The organism is Streptomyces sp. NPDC050161 (assembly GCF_044460025.1).
Lineage (GTDB): Bacteria > Actinomycetota > Actinomycetes > Streptomycetales > Streptomycetaceae > Streptomyces.
In genome coordinates this window covers 478,194-495,650 of sequence record NZ_JBITJM010000003.1, presented here as the reverse complement: position 1 = coordinate 495,650, position 17,457 = coordinate 478,194, and the positions used below count along the sequence as shown (strand labels likewise).

Genomic DNA, 17,457 nt, shown 5'->3' with positions numbered 1-17,457 from the left:
CTGAGACGCACCATCCAGCGGCCGATCGCAGATCAACCGCCCGGATTTGTTGCTTCGCCATCTGCTGGGGTTTCCCGTCGCATCCGGTGCGGGCACGGTGCGGGCCGGCCAAGCCGGCGGCGACGGGTGCAGACATGCAGCGCAACGGTCCTGCCAGGCACCGGTTTCTCTCCTGGCGAGAAAAGCCGGTGCCCGGCGAGGAGCCGTCGCGACCACACGTGAACAAAACGCGTCGTACTAGACGTGCTGCGGCACATCGTCCGCGTCGAGCGTGCGGGCCTCGCGGGTGCCGTCGAAGTGCGGGCTGCTGTAGACGGTGTCGCCGTCGTGGGTGCCGACATTGTCGTTGAAGTGGCTGCCGACGTCGTAGTTGAAGGTGACCCGCGGGAATGCCAGCGCGTCCACCCGGCGCTTGTCGTAGCGCGCGTCGATCGACGAGAAGCGCAGCGCGTAGGCCAGGCGGGACGGAATGGGGCCCTCGGCGAGCGGTACGCTCCGGTGGAGTACGTACTTGTCGAAGATCAGGGCGTCGCCGGGCTCGAAGGAGTCCTCGACCGCGAAGTGGTCGAGCAGCTTCGCCATTTCGGGCGAGTTCAGCAGGTTGTTCTTGAGCCGGCTGAAGTCGTCGAAGCTGAGTTCCTTGCCGGCGGCTATCTCGTCCTTCATGAAGTCCGGCAGCAGGTTGATGTGCTGGTAGACGAATTCACCGGACAGCACCTGCTTGGACAGGTACTTCATGCCGCCGCGCTGCCCCTCCGGGTCGATGGAGCACAGCGGCGTCCAGATCGTGAAGCCCTGGTCCTGCCGCCGCTGGAAGCCGAAGCTCTGCGTTCCCACGTGCCAGGGGAAGCCCGTGCTCTTGTTCTTCTCCAGCTCGAAACCGAGGCCCTGCGTGAAGAACAGGGACGTCTCGGTGAGCCGGGTCATCGCCTTCGAAAACGCGGGGTCACCCATGAGCGCGAGAATCTTTGGGTCGTCGTTCCCGACGTCGTACTTGAGCTTGCTGAAGCCCGACCCGTAGTTGTCTCCGGGGGGAGCCACCTGCGAGGTGCTGATGCTCCTCATGTGCTCGGTGAACTCTTCCGAGAAGATGTTCCGCAGCTTCAGGAAGCCGTGCTCCTTGAAGAACTCGACGTCGTCCTTGCTGATGGAGAAGGTGGGGTTGATCATGTCAGTTCCTGTCTTCTGATTGATGTGCGATTCAGCTTGAATCTGCGATATGAACGCCGCGCTGAAGGCATGGGTATGCCCTACGCAGCCACGGCCCGCGGCTCGTCGATATCAGCGTATTGTTCGCTTGGAAAAGGACACCTTCTGCACCGTATTCGGGAGCGATAAACACGCACCCTTGCGCGCTTGCGAACCGGATGACAGAACCAGTAATCGCCCAGAAGAATGTCAGGCTGCCTGCCTGAATGCAACGGCGAAAGACTAACACGACATCGAAATGTTTGTGATCTTGGTGGATGCCTCGTTCGTCAGCAGCGGTTACCGCCCGACGACATACTCAATGGCCCTTTTTACCCGATGGGCGGCCACGTGGGGCACTCATCCCATCAACACCATGGCAACACAGACAGCGGATCACCGGACTTCATTCGCGCTACAGGCGGCGTGGGGTTCGCTGCTGAGGGCCATAAGGGGCACTCCTGGCATTGTCGTCAGTGCTCGCTTGTGTGTCGGTGAACAAGGAACACAACTGATGATGCTGGTGTGCCGCGATGCGAGCAAGGGGGGCCATGAGGTCCGGTCAGTCTCTGGCCGGTTTCAGACTGTCGTGGCGGCGTCCCTGCAATGACTTGGCCTCGGCATCACTCCATTCCACCGACGTTTGCGGCGTTTTTGATGTTTCCGGTGCCGTCCAGCCATGGGCCGGAACAGTGGCTTGAATGAGTAGCACCTCCAGGCTTGCGACCACGCCGGACGCGGGCTGCGCCGACGCCGTGGAATCTGATGAGCTTTTTCACGTTTGAAGCGCGAGCGCATAGGCCAAGGCGGCTTCCCGCCGAGGCCGTGTTCATACCGGTGTTACGCGGCCGGAGTCACATTGCCCGTTCGCGCGCCACAGGACGGCGAGGGAAACCCGAACTCTTGGTGAACGCGACGGACAGCCCTGTTACGCAGCCGTTTCACGGGCCGCACACCCCGGCGCCCGACGAGCGGCCGGCCCTTCGCCCGCTCCGCTCCCCCGGGTATCGCCATCGTCATATCGGGAGAAGGTTTGCCGCGTCTCCCGGTGAGGCAAGCAGTTCACGGATGATTCCCCTGGCCCTCTCCGGAGACGTATCGGCGGCACACCTGCTGAGTTAGTCTGCAACTGCCCGATAGATGACCAAGGGCGCGCCATCCGCGTCCGTGACCGTGGCAATCCCGGTAGCGGACCGGCGACAACACCGCACACCCGAACCACGCTGTATACGGCGGCTGTTGGCGGACCGTGGCGCCCCGCGCAATTCCCTGCCCGCAAGGAGTAAATCCCCATGACGGTGCGAGATATATCGCATGTCGAGTTGTACACGAGAGACAAAGTCGCGGCTGTCGAGCACTTCGTGTCGGCCATGGGCTTCACACGCGTCGCCGACTCCGTCGAAGTCGACCGAAGCTCCGTGCTGCTCCGGCTGGCCGGTCTCCACCTTGTCGTCACCTCGGGCTGGGCGACGTGGAAGTTCGTCTCCGAAAACGGAGCGGGGGTGGCCGACGTCGCGGTGCGGTGTGCGGACGTCGCCGCGACCCGCGATGCCGCGCTGGCGGCCGGCGCGACGGTGGAGTACTCGCCTCAGGGAAACCCTGTCGTGTCGGGATTCGGCGGCTCCTCGCACACCCTCCTGCCGGCCGGCGGGCACGAAGGCCACGCGCGGCCCGCGGGCCGCCGGTGGGCCGCCGGCCGTCAGTGGGCCGCCACCCCGGGGGCCCCGTCGGAGCCGCTGGCGTCGGCCAGGATGCCTGGCCCCCTCGCCTTCCGGCTCCCCGCGGACGACCTCAACGGTTACACGGCCTTCTGCGAGAACGTCCTCGGCTTCGCGCGCCTCGCCGCCGCGCCCGTCCCCTTCGGCAGCGGCCCGGCCGGGTCCGTCGCCGTACGCCACGCATCGCCGCAGGTCGCCCTGGCGCTCCCGCAGGTCCCGCACCACGATGCCGGGGAGCACGGCGCGCACCGGGACGGGAGCGGCGGGGCGGACGCCGGCCGCCTGGTGTTCCTGGTGGACGACACCCCGCCCGCGGAGCGGGAGTTCGACGATCTGGGGGTGCGGTTCCTCGACCCGCTCGACGCCGGGCACGCCGGGCACGCCGGATGACGGAAGAGGGGCAGGGCGCCCGCGCCGACGGCCCATGAGGGCCGGTGCACAGGCGAAGACCTCCGTGTGGGGGCGGTGTTCACGCCGTGTCACACGGAGGTCTCTTGCGCGGGCGGGCCCGCGCGGGACTCAGGCGGTGCTCATCCCGCGACGTCCGTCATGAAAGCCATCAGCTCCTGCGGACGCATGCCGTAGCGGATCTTGAAGTGTCCGTTGCGGCGTCCGCCTTCCAGCGTGGGGACGCCGATGCGCAGGCCGAGCTTGATGATGGCCGACATCAGCACGTAGTACGAGCTGAAGGGCCGGCCGCTCGCCTCGTCGGCGTGCCGGTCGTAGCCGCCCGCCCAGGCGTGGATCTTCTTGGACTCGATGAAGACGACGGCCTTGGCGATCAGTTCACCGTCCTGGGTGACTTCGATGATGCGGGCGCCCTTGCGCGTGTACCGGAGGAAGGCCGCGATCCGTTCCTTGCTGTAGTACCCGGCGGAGCCCACGTTCGCCATCAGCGCTTCGAAGATGCGGAGCGTCTCGGGGTCCTCGTTCTCCTGCGGCTCGCGTTCGCTCACCAGCACCCCGCAGTCGTCGGCGCGGCGGAGCTGACGTGCGTACTCCCTGCGGGCGTTGTACCGCAGGGAGGCCAGATAGCCGTCCCAGTTGCCGACGGCCGCCAGGTCAACGGTGTAGCGGGTGTCCAGATCCGTGCCCGCCAGACCGGCGGCCTCCAGGGCGACGGCGGTCGGTGAGCCGGTCGCGACGTTGATGAAGCCGCAGCGCGCCAGGCCCTCGTCGGCGGCGATCCGGCGCATTTCGGCCACCACGGCCCGCGCGACCTCGGGGCCGGTGTGCGTGCTGGCGAGCTGGGTGTCGGAGCAGTGCCACACGTGGCTGAGGAGGGCCTTCTCGTCGGCGGCCAGGCCCAGCGCGCGCAGCGGGTCGCCCTGGACGTAGCAGGGGGTCAGGCCGATGACCCGGTCGTCGTGGTCCAGCACCTCGATGTAGTACACCGCGTGCACGGGCTGGATGGGCTCCCTCTCGTACGCCCGCAGGAATTCGTGTCCGTAGTAGAACTCCGACGCTCCCGCTGCCGAGGCCAACTCCCCGGTCTCCGGGGCGAGGTCCTCGACGGTGCGTACCACACGCGTCCGGTAGGTCTCAGTACGTGGCAAAGAACTCACGGTGCTCCCATTCAGATACAGCTCGGTCGTCCGTCCGCCCGGCAGTGGCGCACCACTGCTCGTAGCGCCGCAGCTCACTGCTCTTGAGCTGCCGTAGGCACTCCGCCAGGGGGTTGCCCAGCACCTCGCGGTAGAACCGGCTTCCGGTGAAGGCCCCCAGGGCCTCGCCCAGGCTGCCGGGCAGCGCCGGCAGGTGGGTGGCGTGCGGGTCGTCCGCAGACGGTCCCGGTGCCTTGCCCTGGCGCATCCCGTCAAGTCCTGCGGCGAGTTGGGCGGACATGTAGAGGTACGGATTGGCGCAGGGCTCGCCCAGACGGTTCTCGATGTGTGCCGCCGGGTCGCCGTGGGCGCCGAGCACCCGCAGGAGCGCGCCCCGGTTCTCGACCGACCAGGCCACACGGCTCGGGGCGAGCGAGAACCCGCCGCCGATGCGGCGGTATCCGTTCAGCGTGGGGACGCACAACAGGGCTCCGGCGGGGGCGTGTTCGATGAGGCCGGCCAGGAATGCCTCGCCCGTCGGGGACAGTACCGCGTCGCCGTCCGGTGCGCTGAAGAGGTTGCGGCCGGTGGACGCCTGGGCCAGGGACTGGTGCAGGTGCCAGCCGCTGGCGTCGAAGCCGGGCAGCGCGGGGAGGGCCATGAAGGACGCATGGTAGCCCTGCCGGGCACAGATCTGCTTGGTCACGGTCCGGAACAGCAGCATGCTGTCGGCGGCGTCCAGGGCGCTCTGCGGGGCGAAGGTGAACTCCAGCTGCCCCGGACCCGATTCGTGCTCCACGGAGCGCAGCGGCATGCCCAGCTGCTGGAGCACGTCGGCGAGCGGGGTGGTCACGGGTTCCAGTGCGTCGGTGAGCGCGTCCAGGTTGAACTGGAAGCCTCCGTTGACCGGGGTGACGGCGGGCGGTTCGCCCTGTTCGCCGAAGCCGCCGACCGTGCCGGTGAAGTGGCCGTCCACGAGGCGCGTCAGGTACCACTCGACCTCAAGGCCCACGACGTAGTCGAGGTCGCGGGGCCGCAGTCCTGCCAGGAGCCGGCGCAGTACGGCGCGGGCGGACAGCGGGTGCGGGCGTCCTGAGCGCAGGTACTCGTCGCCGATCACCCAGCCCGTGCGGGCCCGGGTGTACGGGAGCCGTCGGAAGGTGGTCGGGTCGGGCACGAGGACGAAGTCGCCGGCGCCCTGGAGTTCGTCCACGCCGACGCCGCCGTCGCTGCGGGTGTAGTCGACCGCGACGGCGTGTCCGGTGTCGAAGACGAACGGTCCCGGGCTGTAGTCCATGCCGTTGCGCAGCACCGTGCGGAAGGCGTCGGCGGTGAGCGTCTTGGACCGGGCCAGGCCGTGCGGGTCGGCGAAGACCACGCGCACGTGGTCCAGGGTGTCCAGGGCCGCTTCCAGGTCGCGGGCAGCCGCCTGCTGCCGGTCGTCCCACAGCTCGTGCCGTGCGATGAAGTCGCGGCTTCCGGTGCTCAGTTGGTGATACGCGGCGCTGCCTGGCCGGTCGGCACTTGGGGTCACGTCTGTCGACGGTCCTCTCCGGGATAGGTGGGTGGCGCGGGAAGCGAGCGCTCGATTTCCCGGGCGACGTGCAGGACCAGCGCGTCGTGTCCCGGGGCGGCCGTCAGCTGGAGGCCGACCGGCAGCCCGCGGGCGCTGAGGCCGACGGGCAGGGAGACGGCCGGCATGCCGGCCAGGTTGAAGGGGTGGGCGGCGGGCGCCCAGGCCAGCCACGACAGCGGGTCGTGGTCGCCGTCCGCGGGGCGCCAGGCGTCCACGGGGAACGGCTCGACGGTGAGGGTCGGCATGGCCAGCACGTCGAACCGGCGCATGCACGCGGCGAGTTGGGTGCGCAGTACGCCCCGGGCGGCCTCCGCGTGGACGAGGTCGGCGGCGCCGAGCCGCCTGCCGTGCTCGACGATGCGCAGCCGCTCGGGGTCGGCCCACGCGTCGTGTTCCGGGGGCGATCCGGCCGCTTCGGCGGCGGCCAGGATCGTCACCAGGGCGGGGTAGGGGTCGTCGAAGGGCAGCGGGATCTGCTCCACCTGGTGGCCCTGGTCCGCGAGCGTCCGGACGGCCGTCCGCTGCGGGGCCGTGAGGTGATCGGCCGCGGCGCGCCCCGGCGCCTCGATCCAGCCGATGCGCAGCGGCCGTGCGGGCACCGGGAGTCGGCCGCCCTGCCATGGGGAGCAGGAGTCGGGGTCGCGGGGATCGGCGCCGGTCATGACGTCCGTCAGCAGGCCGGCGTCGGCGACCGTGCGGGTCAGCGGGCCGAGGTGGGAGAGGCGGTCGGGGCAGTGGGGCACGTACGGGATGCGGCCGTGGGTCGGTTTGAATCCCACGACGCCGCAGAAGGCCGCGGGGATCCTGATCGAGCCCGCCCCGTCGGTTCCGGTCGCGGCGACGCCGAGTCCCGCGGCCACCGCCGCCGCCGCGCCGCCGCTGGAGCCGCCGGCGCTGAGGGAGGTGTCCCACGGGTTGGCCGCCGCGGGGCCCAGCCGGTTGACGGTGGCGGCGCTCCAGCCGCCTTCCGATGTGGTGGTCTTGCCCAGGATGACGGCGCCGGCCCGGCGCAGCCGTGCGACGGCGGGCGCGTCCTCGTCGGGTGTCGCGTCGCGCAGCCGCAGGGAGCCGCGGGTGGTCCGCAGCCCTTTGGTGGCGGTCAGGTCCTTGATGCTGACCGGGACGCCGAGCAGCGGCCGTTCGTCCCAGGCGGCGGCGCCGAGTGCACGGATGCGTGCCTCGGCTTCGGCCGCCGCCCGCATCGCCTGCTCGGTGGCGACGGTGACGAACGCGCCGAGCGCCGGCTGCTGCGCCTCGATGAGGTCCAGGGTGTCCTGGAGGAAGGCGGTGGGTGAGAGTGCGCCGGTCTCGTACAGCCTGCGCAGGCCGGTGGTGTCGAGGTGGCGGAGGCTGTCATCCATAGAAGGTGCGGAACCATCCGTTGTCGAAGTCGCGTACGGCCGGCCCGTAGGGGCTCATCGCCTGGTGGAGGGCGGCGAGGAGCCGGCCGGCGGCGACGGTGGCCCGCAGGTCGGCCACCGTGTACTGCTCGCCGTGCGCACGCATCAGACGGAGGTCGTACAGGCCCGGCAGGTAGCGGCCCGCGTACTCGATGCCGAGCGGCACCCGGATGGCGAAGCGGACGCCGAAGGTGACGTGTCCGGTGTGGTGCTGGTCGGACCAGTGCGTCAGGTCGGGCATGGACGGCGCGAAGAACCAGTCGTCGCGGCCGGGTTCGCGCTCGTGCACACCCAGGGTGTGCGGGAGGTAGTGCCAGGTGTTGAAGCGCATCCGCGCGCTGTAGGCGCTGAGGGTCTTCACCAGCGCGGCGCGGTCGTCGGCGAAGTGGTCGGCGAAGCCTTCGCCGGGTGCCACGCAGCAGAAGAAGTCGTTGGTCCGCAGCTCCAGCGGGTCGCCGTTCTCGACGTTGTCGGGGTGCAGCGGTGCCAGCGAGCGGGGGCCGCGACCCATGGCCACGTCCGATCCCGACGCCTCGGCCAGCGTGGTCATGAAGCGGGTCAGCAGGGCTTCGTAGGCCGAGTGGAAGCCTGCGGGGGCGGGGCTCGTGTGGAGTTCGCCGGCCAGCCGGTCCAGGGCGGGGCGGGTGTCGTCGAACGCGGAGGTGTCCGCCGGGATGCCGGCCGTCTGCGCGAAGAGCGTGCGGACCGCCGGGGGGACGTCGGCGTACGTGACGGCCTGCGGCAGCAGGTGCTCGGCCTTGTTGAGGTTGACGCCGTGGATGAGGCGGTAGAAGACCGCGCCGTCCGCGAGTCGGTCGCGGCGTTCCTGTGCGCAGGTGTCCGCGAGGGATTCGAGGTGCGCGGCGGTTATCGGGTTCTGTGGTGAACAGGGCGGCCTGGCACCGTAGTTGCGTATGCGGTCGGTGAGGAAATCCACGACGGCGGCGGGTGAGAGCTGGGTGCCGTTGACCTCTTCCAGGCGGGCCTGCATTCCACTGCGCAGCAGGAAGTGGGTGAGGGCTACGAAACAGGCGTCTTCGGTGGGCCACTCGGTGACGGGGGTGGCGGCGAGCCGGTTCAGCAGATTGCGATCATCATCGGCGTTGAGTGATCTTCCCGGGAGATTGCTGAACTGCCCGAAGTTGGAGTAGTGCCGGTCTCCCACATAGAGCAGGACCGGGGCCATGTGCCGCACCACATAGGTGAGTTGATCGAGGAGGGTCCGTACGCCGTCCCGCGGTAATTCCTGCAGCCAGCGGCGCATCTCGGCGCCCGCGCTCTCGTCGGCGGCGCGTGCCGACGCGTATCGCCCGGAGATCTTGTGGATCAGTTCGGGGTCGGCCACGAGTGAGCCGACGAGCAGGGAGCCCGCGGGGGTCTCGGCGCCTTCCAGGATGAACCGCGCCCGGCCGGTGGCGTCGAGTATCAGCACGTCAGGGGTGGTGCCGGCGGGGTCGATGAGCGGGCGGTGCCCGGCCGGAGTGTCCGCGACGGAGCGGTCGGCGGAGCTGAGTGCGGCGCGTCCGATGGTTTCGGGGATATGGCCGTCGAGGGTGAGGAGCGTCTTTAACGCCTGATCCATATCCGTGGTCTGCCGGGCCGCCTTTACCACCGACTCAAGTAAAGACGCGAACCCGCCAGATCTCAGTGAAGTTTTTTCTGCCACGCCCACGAGTCCGTTCCCTTCGACGCCCTGGCACTTCAAGTCGGCACCGTAAACGGGAAGTTACCAACAGCCATACGCCTTTATGCTGTGACCATGATCACCACGACGCGGGGCTCGCCCGGTCCCGCCTCTCGTGTGAGCATGGTCCGCGGCGCTGAGCGGGCAGGTTTGCTCGGTATTTCCCGGGTGTCAACGGGTGCGTCAGGTAGCCGCATTCCGGACATTGCCCATCAATACTCTCGAAACGCAAGAAGAGGTACCTCAGACGTGCGTGAATACCTCGTGGATTTAGCCAGACCCGCCACCTTCAGCGAGCTGGCCAACCTCTATTCAATTCTCAACGAAGAGAACGTCTTAACGGACGCCGTCGCCCCTTCGGTGATCGTTACGGAATACCCGTCAGTAGAAAACGCGGTAAGCACCGTGCCCGCTCTGACGGAACGTTTGAAGCCTTATGGTGTTCGTGTGGCTGCTGTTGCCGATCGCACGCTGGCGACGGAAAGCACCGGGGACGACACCGCCGAACGGCCACCGCGCAGAACGTTCCTGCTCGGCGGCGGACTGCACGGCTGGTGCCTGGACTCCACCGCCGTGCCGCCCGCAGCACCCGGCGGGCAGCCCACCGCGGACGACGAAACCGAGCTGATCAGCGCAGCCGTCATCGCCTCAAGGCTGCGGACCTGGGCGGCACTTGCCGGCCCCGCCCCCGCCTTCAGCACCGCGCACCGCCCCGGCTCGGACTCCACCGGCGTCGTCCAGTTCCGCACCGGGGGCGAGGACGGCAAGGAAATCGTCGCGAAGATCGGCGACGCGGCCATGATCCGCTCCGAGACCGGGTTCATCGCCAGGACGAACCGCGAGGTCACCGCGATCGGCCGCGACCCGCTCTTCCCCGAACTGCACGGCGTCCACATCGAAGGCCACCAGGGCGTGAGCCTCATGGAAGCGGGACACCCCGCGGAGCTGGACGCGCAGCTCTTCCAGGACGACGCCCGCACCGCGCTGCGCCCCGACGCCGCCGACACGCTCGGTCCCTACCTCGACCAACTCGGCAGCTGGTACCGGCTGACCGCCGCCGACCACACCCCCACCAGCGGCGACTACCTCTACCGCGAGCGCTTCCACGCACTGCGCGAACAGCCCGCCTTCCTGAGCACCTTCCGCGCCTTCTTCGGCGATCTCGACCTCGACGCGCTGCTCGGCACCGAACTGCTGCTCCCCGGCGGCGCGCGCATCCCCGGATACACCGAAGCCGCCGCCTGGCTGGACACGCACGCGCCCGGTCTGCTGCCGCGGACCGGCAGCCAGGTCCACGGGGACATCTTCCCGACGAACATGCTGCGCCGCGACGGCGGCGGCCCGATGTTCATCGACCCGCGCACCGTCTGGGAGAAGCGGCAACGGCCCGACGTCGGCTACGGAGACCCCGTCTTCGACCTGGCCACCCTGCTGCACGGCCTGCTCCCGATGACCGCGATCCTCCAGGCGTCGAAGCAGGACCGGCCGCAGAACCTGTTCGGGGATCTCGACCTCACGCGCCCGCACGACCTGACCTCGCTGCGGCTGCCACTGCACTTCTCACCCGAACTGCGCGCCATGGAAAGCCGCTTGGCCGCGGCGGCGCCCGGCGGTGAACCGGTCGACGCCATCCGGTGCCGGCTCTACATCGGCGCCGCCTGCTCGCTGGCCGGCTGGCTGAAGTACGAGCATTCCCTGCGCTCCCCGCACGCCTGGCTGGCGACGTACGCGTACACCGCGTGGTACCTCCAGCAGGCCAGGAGCGTCCACGAGAACCACTCGTCGTAAAGGAATCCTGTTGAACAGCTTGGACTACAACCAGCTCGCCGCGGAGTACGCCCGGCACCGGCGCCCCTACCCTCAACTGGTGGAGTTCCTCGCCGAGTCGGCGGGCATCGGCACCTCCTCCAGGGCGATGGAAATGGGCTGCGGCACCGCCAACCACCTCGCCAGGCTCCAGCAGCTCACCGGCTGCGGCGCGCTCGGCGTCGACCCCTTCGACGACATGCTCAAGGTCGCCGCTACCCACGAGGCGGAGCTTGAACTGCGCGTCGGCCGCGCCGAGGAGATCGCCGCGCTCGACCTCCCCGAGGCGTCGCTCGACCTCATCTTCTCCGTCGACATGATCCATTACGTACGGGAGCCCGCCCGGTACTTCGCGGGCGCTTTCAAGGCGCTCAAGCCGGGCGGCGTGCTGTGCACGGCGACGGACTCGGAGTGGATCATCCGCAACCGCATCCCGGTGGCCCAGCACTTCCCCGCCACCATCGAGGTGGAACTGGAGCGGCACCACCCGATCGACGCCCTGCTCACCGCCCTTGACGACGCCGGATTCGTCGAAGGGCAGCAGCGGCTGTTCGAGAGCGCCTACGAGCTGACCGACGCCACCAAGTACCGCGAGAAGGCGTTCTCCTCGCTCCACCTCATCTCCGACGAGGAGTTCGAGACCGGACTCGCCTCCCTCACCGCCGAGCTGGCCCGCGGCCCGATCGCGGCGAACAACCGCACCTGCGCGGTGCTGGCCAGGAGGCCCGCGTGATCCCGCGGTACTCCCTGCCCGAGATGGCGGAGCTGTGGACCGACGAGGCCAAGTACGCCTCCTGGGTCCACGTCGAGGTACTCGCCTGCGAGGCCCAGGCACGGCTCGGGAAGGTGACGGACGCCGACCTCGCCACGATCAGGGCCGGCCGGGTGCCCACCCCCGACGAGGTACGCGAGCAGGAGCGGACCCGGGACCACGAGATCCTGGCCTTCCTCGCCGCCTACACCGCCACCATCCCCGACGACGCCGCACGCTGGGTCCACTACGGGATGACCAGCTACGACCTGGTGGACACGGCCCTGGGCCACACCCTGGCCCGGTCCTGCGACGTGCTGCTGGCCGCCGCGGTCCGGCTGCGCACCGCGCTGGCCGCCAAGGCGACCGAGCACTGGGACACGGTGTGCGTGGCCAGGACCCACGGCATCCACGCCGAACCCACCACGTTCGGGCAGAAGATGGCCGGCTTCGCCCTCGGCGTGGACCGCTCGGTCCGGCGGCTGCGGGCGGCGCGCACCGCGGTGGCCGTCGGCACGATCTCGGGTCCTGTGGGCACCTACGCGCGCATCGACCCGTTCGTCGAGAGCTACGTCTGCGAGACGCTGGGCCTCGGTGTCGAGCCGGTCCCCACCCAGGTGGTGGCGCGCGACCGGCACGCCGAACTGCTGTCGGCCGTGGCGGTGCTGGGCGCCGTCATCGAGCAGATCGCCCTGGAACTGCGGCTGTTGCAACGCACCGAGGTCAGGGAGGTGGAGGAACCGCGGTCCAGTGCCTACCAGGGCTCCAGCGCGATGCCGCACAAACGCAACCCCACGTCGAGTGAGCGGCTGTGCGGCCTGGCCCGCATCCTGCGCGCCAACCTCGGCGCGGTGCTGGAGGACGTGGCGCTGTGGCACGAGCGGGACCTCGCCCACTCGTCCGTCGAACGGATCGCCCTGCCCGACAGCATGATCGCCGCCCACTACCAGGCGACCGGTGCGGCGGAGGTCATCGAGGGCCTGCGGGTCTTCCCCGACCGCATGCGGGCCAATCTGGAACAGACCGACGGGCTGATCCACAGCTCCACGGTCATGCTGGACCTCGTGGCCGGTGGCACCGAACGGGAGCAGGCGTACCGCTCGGTGCAGGACGCGGCGACCGAGACCTGGGAAACGGGCCGTCACCTCCGCGAGACACTGCGGGAGCGGGGCATCGAGACCCACCCCGAGCAGTACGACCCGGCGCGCTTCCTGCGCTCCAGGGCCGTCATACGAGAGAGAATGGAGACCTTGCTCGATGTGGAAAACTGACGTGGTCGACGCGGCCGGCCTGGACGTGGCCGAGGTCGCGGCCCTGTACCGCGCCTCGGGTCTTGCCGAACGCCGCCCCGTGGAGGACGAGCGCCGGTTCACCGCCATGGTCAAGAACGCCAACCTCGTCGTGGTCGCACGGATCGACGGCAAGCTGGCGGGCATCGCCAGGTGCCTGACGGACGGCGCCTACGTGACGTACCTGTCCGACCTGGCCGTCGACCGCGAGTTCCAGAAGCGCGGCATCGGCGTGGACCTGATCCGCAGGATCCAGCAGGAGGCACCGGACGCGAAGATCGTGCTGCTGTCCGCGCCGGCGGCGGCCGACTACTACCCGCACATCGGGTTCACCCAGCACGGTTCCGCGTGGGTGCTGGACGCGACGAAGTGACCGCAGCCGAGGGGGCCGTCATCAGCAAGCCGACCGTGGGCATCACCACCTACCAGGAGGACGCCTCCTGGCGCGGGTGGCACCGGCACGCCTCGCTGGTGCCGACCGACTTCCTGGCCGCCGTCGCCGACGCCGGCGGCGTCCCCGTCCTGCTGCCCCCGTACGGCGGCGACCAGGAGGCGGCCTCCGTCATGGGCGGCATCGACGGGCTGCTGCTGGTCGGCGGCGCCGACATCGACCCGGCCCTGTACGGCGGGACGGCGGGCCCGCACACCTCCGGGTTCGCGCCGGACCGCGACGTCTGGGAGAGCGCGCTGCTGCGGCTCGCGCTGGCCGAGGGGCGCGCGGTGCTCGGCGTGTGCCGTGGCATGCAGATGATCAATGTGCTGCGGGGCGGCACGCTCACCCAGCACCTGCCCACCGCGCTCGGTTCGGACGACCACCAGCCGCCCGAGCCGGTGTTCAAGAACGCCGCGATCACCCTGAGCCCCGACCAGCTGCCCGGCAGCGCGGTCGGCGGCCACTGGGACATCCCGTGCTTCCACCACCAGGCGGTGGACACGCTCGGGGACGGCGTCCTCGCCACCGGGTGGAGCGCCGACGGCGTGATCGAGGCGGTGTCGATGCCGGATCAGCGCTTCGTGGTCGGGGTCCAGGGGCATCCTGAAGCGGCGCCGGTAGGGGCGCTGTTCGCGGCCTTCGTCGCCGCGGCCCGGGAGATACGCACCGCACGGGAGACCACGGTGGCCAACGACGACGCGCGGGACGGTGTAAGGGCGGCATGACGTCACACGAGGTTGCAAAGCTGCTGCGCGAGCACCACTTCGCGCAGCGCGTCGAGTACGCCAGGCGGCGCGCGGCGCAGTCCTACGAGCCGTGGCCGTCGACCGGTTCCGCGGGCCCTGAGCACGACCTGGGCGCGGACCTGTGGAACCTGCTGCACTTAGGGTCTCCGGCACGGTCCTCCTTCGATCCCGCCCTGGCCGGCCGGCTGGCCGACCTCGGCCTGACGGACCGTCATGGTCGGCCGGGTACCTGGGAACTGACCGCGTTCCGCGGGGTGTTGGCGGCCCGCGACCGCGCCGAGCAGCCGGGCACCGGCGACGTCTACATCGGCGAGGACTCCCTCCGGTTCGTCGACACGATCCTCGACGCCCTGCCCACCGGCCGGGCCCTGGACGTGGGCTGCGGATCCGGCATCACCAGCAGCGCCCTGGCCCGCACCTGCCAGGAGGTGACGGCCGTCGACCTCCAGGAGGTGTGCCTGGAAGCGACCCGGCTGACCGGCGCACTCAACGGCGTCGGCGAACGGATCCGCACCCGGCACGGCGACTTCTTCCGGGATTTCACCACCGACACCCCGCTCAACTGCATCTGCGCCAACCTGCCCTACGTCCCCGTGCCGCCGGACCTCGCCTACTCCGCCGCGGGCAACGGAGGACCGGACGGCCTGGACCTCAACCGCCGGCTGCTGCGGGCCGCGAGGAGCCTCCTCGACCCCGGCGACGGCATGCTGGTGATGCGGTTCCAGTCGCTGGGTGACGCGTCGGGGCCGATGCTGCTGCGCGAGATCGGCGAGTTCGCGAAGGCCGCGGGACACGACGTGTCCGTGGTGGCGGACGGACGCACGGTGCCCGAGGTCCGCGCCGCCCTGACCGCGCTGCACGCCCAGCGGCACAATCCCGCCCTGTCCCCCGACGCCGTCCTCGCCGCCGTCGACGCACACCTGAACCGCTACGAGCAGCCCGTCTACTTCGCCTGCTCCCTCGTCAGCCGCTCCGGCGGGACGGGCCAGGTGACCTTCACCGACCTGTCGGGAGGCGTCGGCATGGACGCCGGGCTGACCGCCGCTCAGGCTCCGGCGGGAGCGGTCCGTACCGCCGAGCGGCTCTACCGCGGGCGGGCCGCCGACCTGCCCGACGGCTTCTGGGAACTCGGCGGCACATCGGACGTGGCGGCCCCCCTGACCAGGCTGCCCGAGCTGGTCAGCGCCATCGGGGACGCCCCGTCGGACGGCGTCACGGGCCGCGCGCTGGCCGAGACGGTCTTCGCGGAGTGCTTCGCCGCCGACGCCACACGGGCCCGCGCCCTGTACGTCACCACCGAGCTGATGCTCAACTGCCTGGCGGACGCCGGACTCGTACGGGTACGGGAGGCCGGGTGACGGACGGCAACACCGGGGCCCGCATGCCCCACCGGCTCGGCGTCATCCTGCTGGCCTTCGGCGCGTTCGCGGTCGGTACGGACGGCTACGTCATCAGCGGCATCCTGCCGTCCATCGCCGCCGACCTCCACGTGTCCGAGGGGCTGACGGGCCAGCTGGTCACCGTCTTCGCCCTCAGCTACGCGGTCAGCGCGCCGGTGATGATGACGCTGACGGCGAACCTGGAGCGGTGGGTGGTCCTCCAGGCGTCACTCGGCGTGTTCCTCGTCGCCAACCTGCTGGGCGCGCTCGCCCCCGGCTACGGGGCGCTCATGGTGGCGCGGGTGCTCGCCGGGGTGGGCGCCGCGGTCTACATGAACAGCGCGGTGGCGGTGGCGACTTCCGTGGCAGGTGACCGCCATCAGGGCCGGGCGGTGTCCCTGGTCGTCGGCGGGCTGACCGTGGCCACCGCCTTCGGCGTGCCCATCGGCTCCCTGGTCGGTGCGCTGGGGAGCTGGCGGCTGACGCTGGTCCTGATCACCGTGCTGGCGGCGCTGAGCATGGGCGGCCTCGCGCTGGCCCTGCCGGCCACGCCCAGGCCGCCGGCCATCACCATGGCCAGCCGGCTCCGGGTGGCGGCGCAACCCGCCGTCCTGGTCGCGGTGTTCATCAACATGTGCGCGGTGGCCGGCAGTTTCGTCGTCTACACCTACCTGGCCGTGCTCACGCACCGGGTCACGCCGCTCAGCGAGGCGGGGGTGAGCGCGGTCCTGCTGGTCTGGGGTGTCGCGGCGGCGGTGGGCAGCACCCTCGGGGGCAGGCTGAGCGACCGCCACTCCCCCGACCGCACCTTCCTCAGCGGGCTGACCGGTGTGCTGGTGGCCTTCGCCGCGATGGGCCTGGTCGCCGCCGCCGCTCCGTTCGGAGCGGTGCCCACGACGGCGGCTTTCCTGCTGGCCACCCTCGTCTGGAGCGCGCTGTACTGGCTGATCCCGGGGGCACAGATCCAGCGCGTCATGGGCCGGGCCCCCGACGCCCCGACGATCGCCGTCTCCATCAGCAGCGCGTCCTCGTACCTGGGTGTGGCACTCGGCGGTGCGGTGGGCGGCCTGACCCTGACGGCGTCGTCGTCCGCCGCGCTGCCCTGGGTGGGCGGCGCCCTGGTGGGCTGCGCGCTCCTGATCACCGTGTGGGACCGCCGCGTCACCGCACCGCCGCCGTCCGCGCAGCCCGTCGGCGCACTGGACGGCTCGGAGAGCTGACGTTCCGGCAGGTGGGCAGGGGCCGCCCGGCACCCCTGCCCACCTGCCGGAACACCTCCACCCAAGCCGACCACTCTCCCCGAATTGGCCATGTTTTCCAGGCCAATTGGCGTACAGGATCGCCTCCAGTGGCGTGGGAGCCACGACACGAGCACACCGGAGGCGACGCGCACCGGCCCGCCGCGCTGACCGTCGCCTTCACCACCGCGTCCGCGCACGCCCTGCCGGCCGCGGCGTCGCCCTGCGCCGAAGACCGACCGCCGCACGCTCCCGCCGCCGCGCACTGAGGACCGACCCGTGAACGGGCCCTCAGGGACAAGCACTTCCCGAAGAAGGAGAGCGGCGTGACCGCGACACAACAGCACGTACTGGATTCCTTACGGGCCCTGCAACGGGGCGAGGCGCCGCCGATATCCCCGGGGGCGGGCGACGTCCGGGCCGTTCGCGAGTTACGCACCTGGTGGCATTTCCGTGCCGTGGTGGGTGGCCTGGTGGAGCAGCGGCGGACGTCGCCGGGCCACGCACTGCGGCGGGTGTTCCTGCGCGGCAGATCCTGGATCGCCGGCCGGCTGCTCCGGCAGCCGGGGCGCGGCGGCCACCGGCCGTGAGCGCCTGACGGAGCCGGGGGAAGGCCGCTTCCGGCGGGGTGAGGCGCGGCCCCGAAGCGGGCCCACGAGCGTGACGAACCCGCCACGAACTTGTTCGCTACGAACATGTTCGTTA

General features: G+C 70.3%; 15 protein-coding genes. 10 read left to right on the top strand and 5 right to left on the bottom strand.

All coding sequences use genetic code 11. The annotated features are described in order from the left end of the window. Positions 1 to 237: 237 nt before the first annotated feature. Positions 238 to 1,170 (bottom strand): phytanoyl-CoA dioxygenase family protein, encoded by a 933-nt coding sequence (locus tag ACIBK8_RS07560; RefSeq protein ID WP_399040675.1) that lies wholly within the window; start codon positions 1,168 to 1,170, stop codon positions 238 to 240. Positions 1,171 to 2,480: 1,310 nt separating this feature from the next. Between ACIBK8_RS07560 and ACIBK8_RS07555 the strand changes: the two genes are divergently transcribed. After that, on the top strand, positions 2,481 to 3,296 hold the full coding sequence (locus ACIBK8_RS07555) for a 4-hydroxyphenylpyruvate dioxygenase (protein ID WP_399040674.1): 816 nt from the start codon (positions 2,481 to 2,483) through the stop codon (positions 3,294 to 3,296). 140 nt (positions 3,297 to 3,436) lie between these two features. On the opposite strand, the gene ACIBK8_RS07550 is transcribed toward ACIBK8_RS07555, so the two are convergent. From ACIBK8_RS07550 to ACIBK8_RS07535, 4 genes are read right to left on the bottom strand one after another with little or no spacing between them, the layout of a single operon-like run. Further along, positions 3,437 to 4,462, bottom strand: coding sequence for a GNAT family N-acetyltransferase (locus ACIBK8_RS07550; protein ID WP_399040673.1), 1,026 nt, complete (start codon positions 4,460 to 4,462; stop codon positions 3,437 to 3,439). After that, positions 4,449 to 5,984 (bottom strand): glutamine synthetase family protein, encoded by a 1,536-nt coding sequence (locus ACIBK8_RS07545; protein WP_399040672.1) that lies wholly within the window; start codon positions 5,982 to 5,984, stop codon positions 4,449 to 4,451. Before ACIBK8_RS07545 ends, ACIBK8_RS07550 begins: the two co-directional genes overlap by 14 nt. Further along, positions 5,981 to 7,387 (bottom strand): amidase, encoded by a 1,407-nt coding sequence (locus ACIBK8_RS07540; RefSeq protein WP_399040670.1) that lies wholly within the window; start codon positions 7,385 to 7,387, stop codon positions 5,981 to 5,983. Before ACIBK8_RS07540 ends, ACIBK8_RS07545 begins: the two co-directional genes overlap by 4 nt. Further along, on the bottom strand, positions 7,380 to 9,008 hold the full coding sequence (locus tag ACIBK8_RS07535) for a hypothetical protein (protein ID WP_399040668.1): 1,629 nt from the start codon (positions 9,006 to 9,008) through the stop codon (positions 7,380 to 7,382). The genes ACIBK8_RS07540 and ACIBK8_RS07535 overlap by 8 nt, the downstream gene beginning before the upstream one ends. A 549-nt stretch (positions 9,009 to 9,557) precedes the next feature. Between ACIBK8_RS07535 and ACIBK8_RS07530 the strand changes: the two genes are divergently transcribed. From ACIBK8_RS07530 to ACIBK8_RS07490, 9 genes are all read left to right on the top strand, one after another. Further along, positions 9,558 to 10,898, top strand: coding sequence for a phosphotransferase family protein (locus ACIBK8_RS07530; protein WP_399040667.1), 1,341 nt, complete (start codon positions 9,558 to 9,560; stop codon positions 10,896 to 10,898). Positions 10,899 to 10,908: 10 nt separating this feature from the next. After that, positions 10,909 to 11,649 carry a methyltransferase domain-containing protein gene (locus ACIBK8_RS07525; protein ID WP_399040666.1) on the top strand — a complete coding sequence of 247 codons (741 nt, stop codon included), beginning with the start codon at positions 10,909 to 10,911 and terminating at the stop codon, positions 11,647 to 11,649. Next, complete coding sequence (purB, locus tag ACIBK8_RS07520) at positions 11,646 to 12,938, top strand: adenylosuccinate lyase (protein ID WP_399040665.1); 1,293 nt, start codon at positions 11,646 to 11,648, stop codon at positions 12,936 to 12,938. The genes ACIBK8_RS07525 and purB overlap by 4 nt, the downstream gene beginning before the upstream one ends. After that, entirely contained in the window at positions 12,925 to 13,329 is a 405-nt protein-coding gene (locus ACIBK8_RS07515) for a GNAT family N-acetyltransferase (protein WP_393681155.1), read from the top strand. The genes purB and ACIBK8_RS07515 overlap by 14 nt, the downstream gene beginning before the upstream one ends. Then, positions 13,326 to 14,114 carry a gamma-glutamyl-gamma-aminobutyrate hydrolase family protein gene (locus ACIBK8_RS07510; RefSeq protein WP_399040664.1) on the top strand — a complete coding sequence of 263 codons (789 nt, stop codon included), beginning with the start codon at positions 13,326 to 13,328 and terminating at the stop codon, positions 14,112 to 14,114. Before ACIBK8_RS07515 ends, ACIBK8_RS07510 begins: the two co-directional genes overlap by 4 nt. Continuing rightward, entirely contained in the window at positions 14,111 to 15,493 is a 1,383-nt protein-coding gene (locus tag ACIBK8_RS07505) for a methyltransferase domain-containing protein (RefSeq protein WP_399040663.1), read from the top strand. Before ACIBK8_RS07510 ends, ACIBK8_RS07505 begins: the two co-directional genes overlap by 4 nt. Next, a complete protein-coding gene (locus tag ACIBK8_RS07500; protein WP_399040662.1) occupies positions 15,490 to 16,734 on the top strand; it encodes an MFS transporter in 1,245 nt (414 codons plus the stop codon). The genes ACIBK8_RS07505 and ACIBK8_RS07500 overlap by 4 nt, the downstream gene beginning before the upstream one ends. Positions 16,735 to 16,862: 128 nt before the next feature. Beyond that, on the top strand, positions 16,863 to 17,021 hold the full coding sequence (locus ACIBK8_RS07495; protein WP_399040661.1) for a hypothetical protein: 159 nt from the start codon (positions 16,863 to 16,865) through the stop codon (positions 17,019 to 17,021). 57 nt (positions 17,022 to 17,078) lie between these two features. Beyond that, the gene (locus tag ACIBK8_RS07490; RefSeq protein ID WP_399040660.1) at positions 17,079 to 17,342 is read left to right on the top strand and encodes a hypothetical protein; all 264 of its coding nucleotides are present in this window, start codon (positions 17,079 to 17,081) and stop codon (positions 17,340 to 17,342) included. Positions 17,343 to 17,457: the final 115 nt, after the last annotated feature.

What these genes read in the sequence shown, in the direction of transcription:
- ACIBK8_RS07540 (WP_399040670.1), bottom strand. Translation starts at nt 7,387, where the DNA reads ATGGATGACAGCCTCCGCCACCTCGACACCACCGGCCTGCGCAGGCTG.
- ACIBK8_RS07535 (WP_399040668.1), bottom strand. Translation starts at nt 9,008, where the DNA reads ATGGATCAGGCGTTAAAGACGCTCCTCACCCTCGACGGCCATATCCCC.
- ACIBK8_RS07560 (WP_399040675.1), bottom strand. Translation starts at nt 1,170, where the DNA reads ATGATCAACCCCACCTTCTCCATCAGCAAGGACGACGTCGAGTTCTTC.
- ACIBK8_RS07515 (WP_393681155.1), top strand. Translation starts at nt 12,925, where the DNA reads ATGTGGAAAACTGACGTGGTCGACGCGGCCGGCCTGGACGTGGCCGAG.
- ACIBK8_RS07505 (WP_399040663.1), top strand. Translation starts at nt 14,111, where the DNA reads ATGACGTCACACGAGGTTGCAAAGCTGCTGCGCGAGCACCACTTCGCG.
- ACIBK8_RS07555 (WP_399040674.1), top strand. Translation starts at nt 2,481, where the DNA reads ATGACGGTGCGAGATATATCGCATGTCGAGTTGTACACGAGAGACAAA.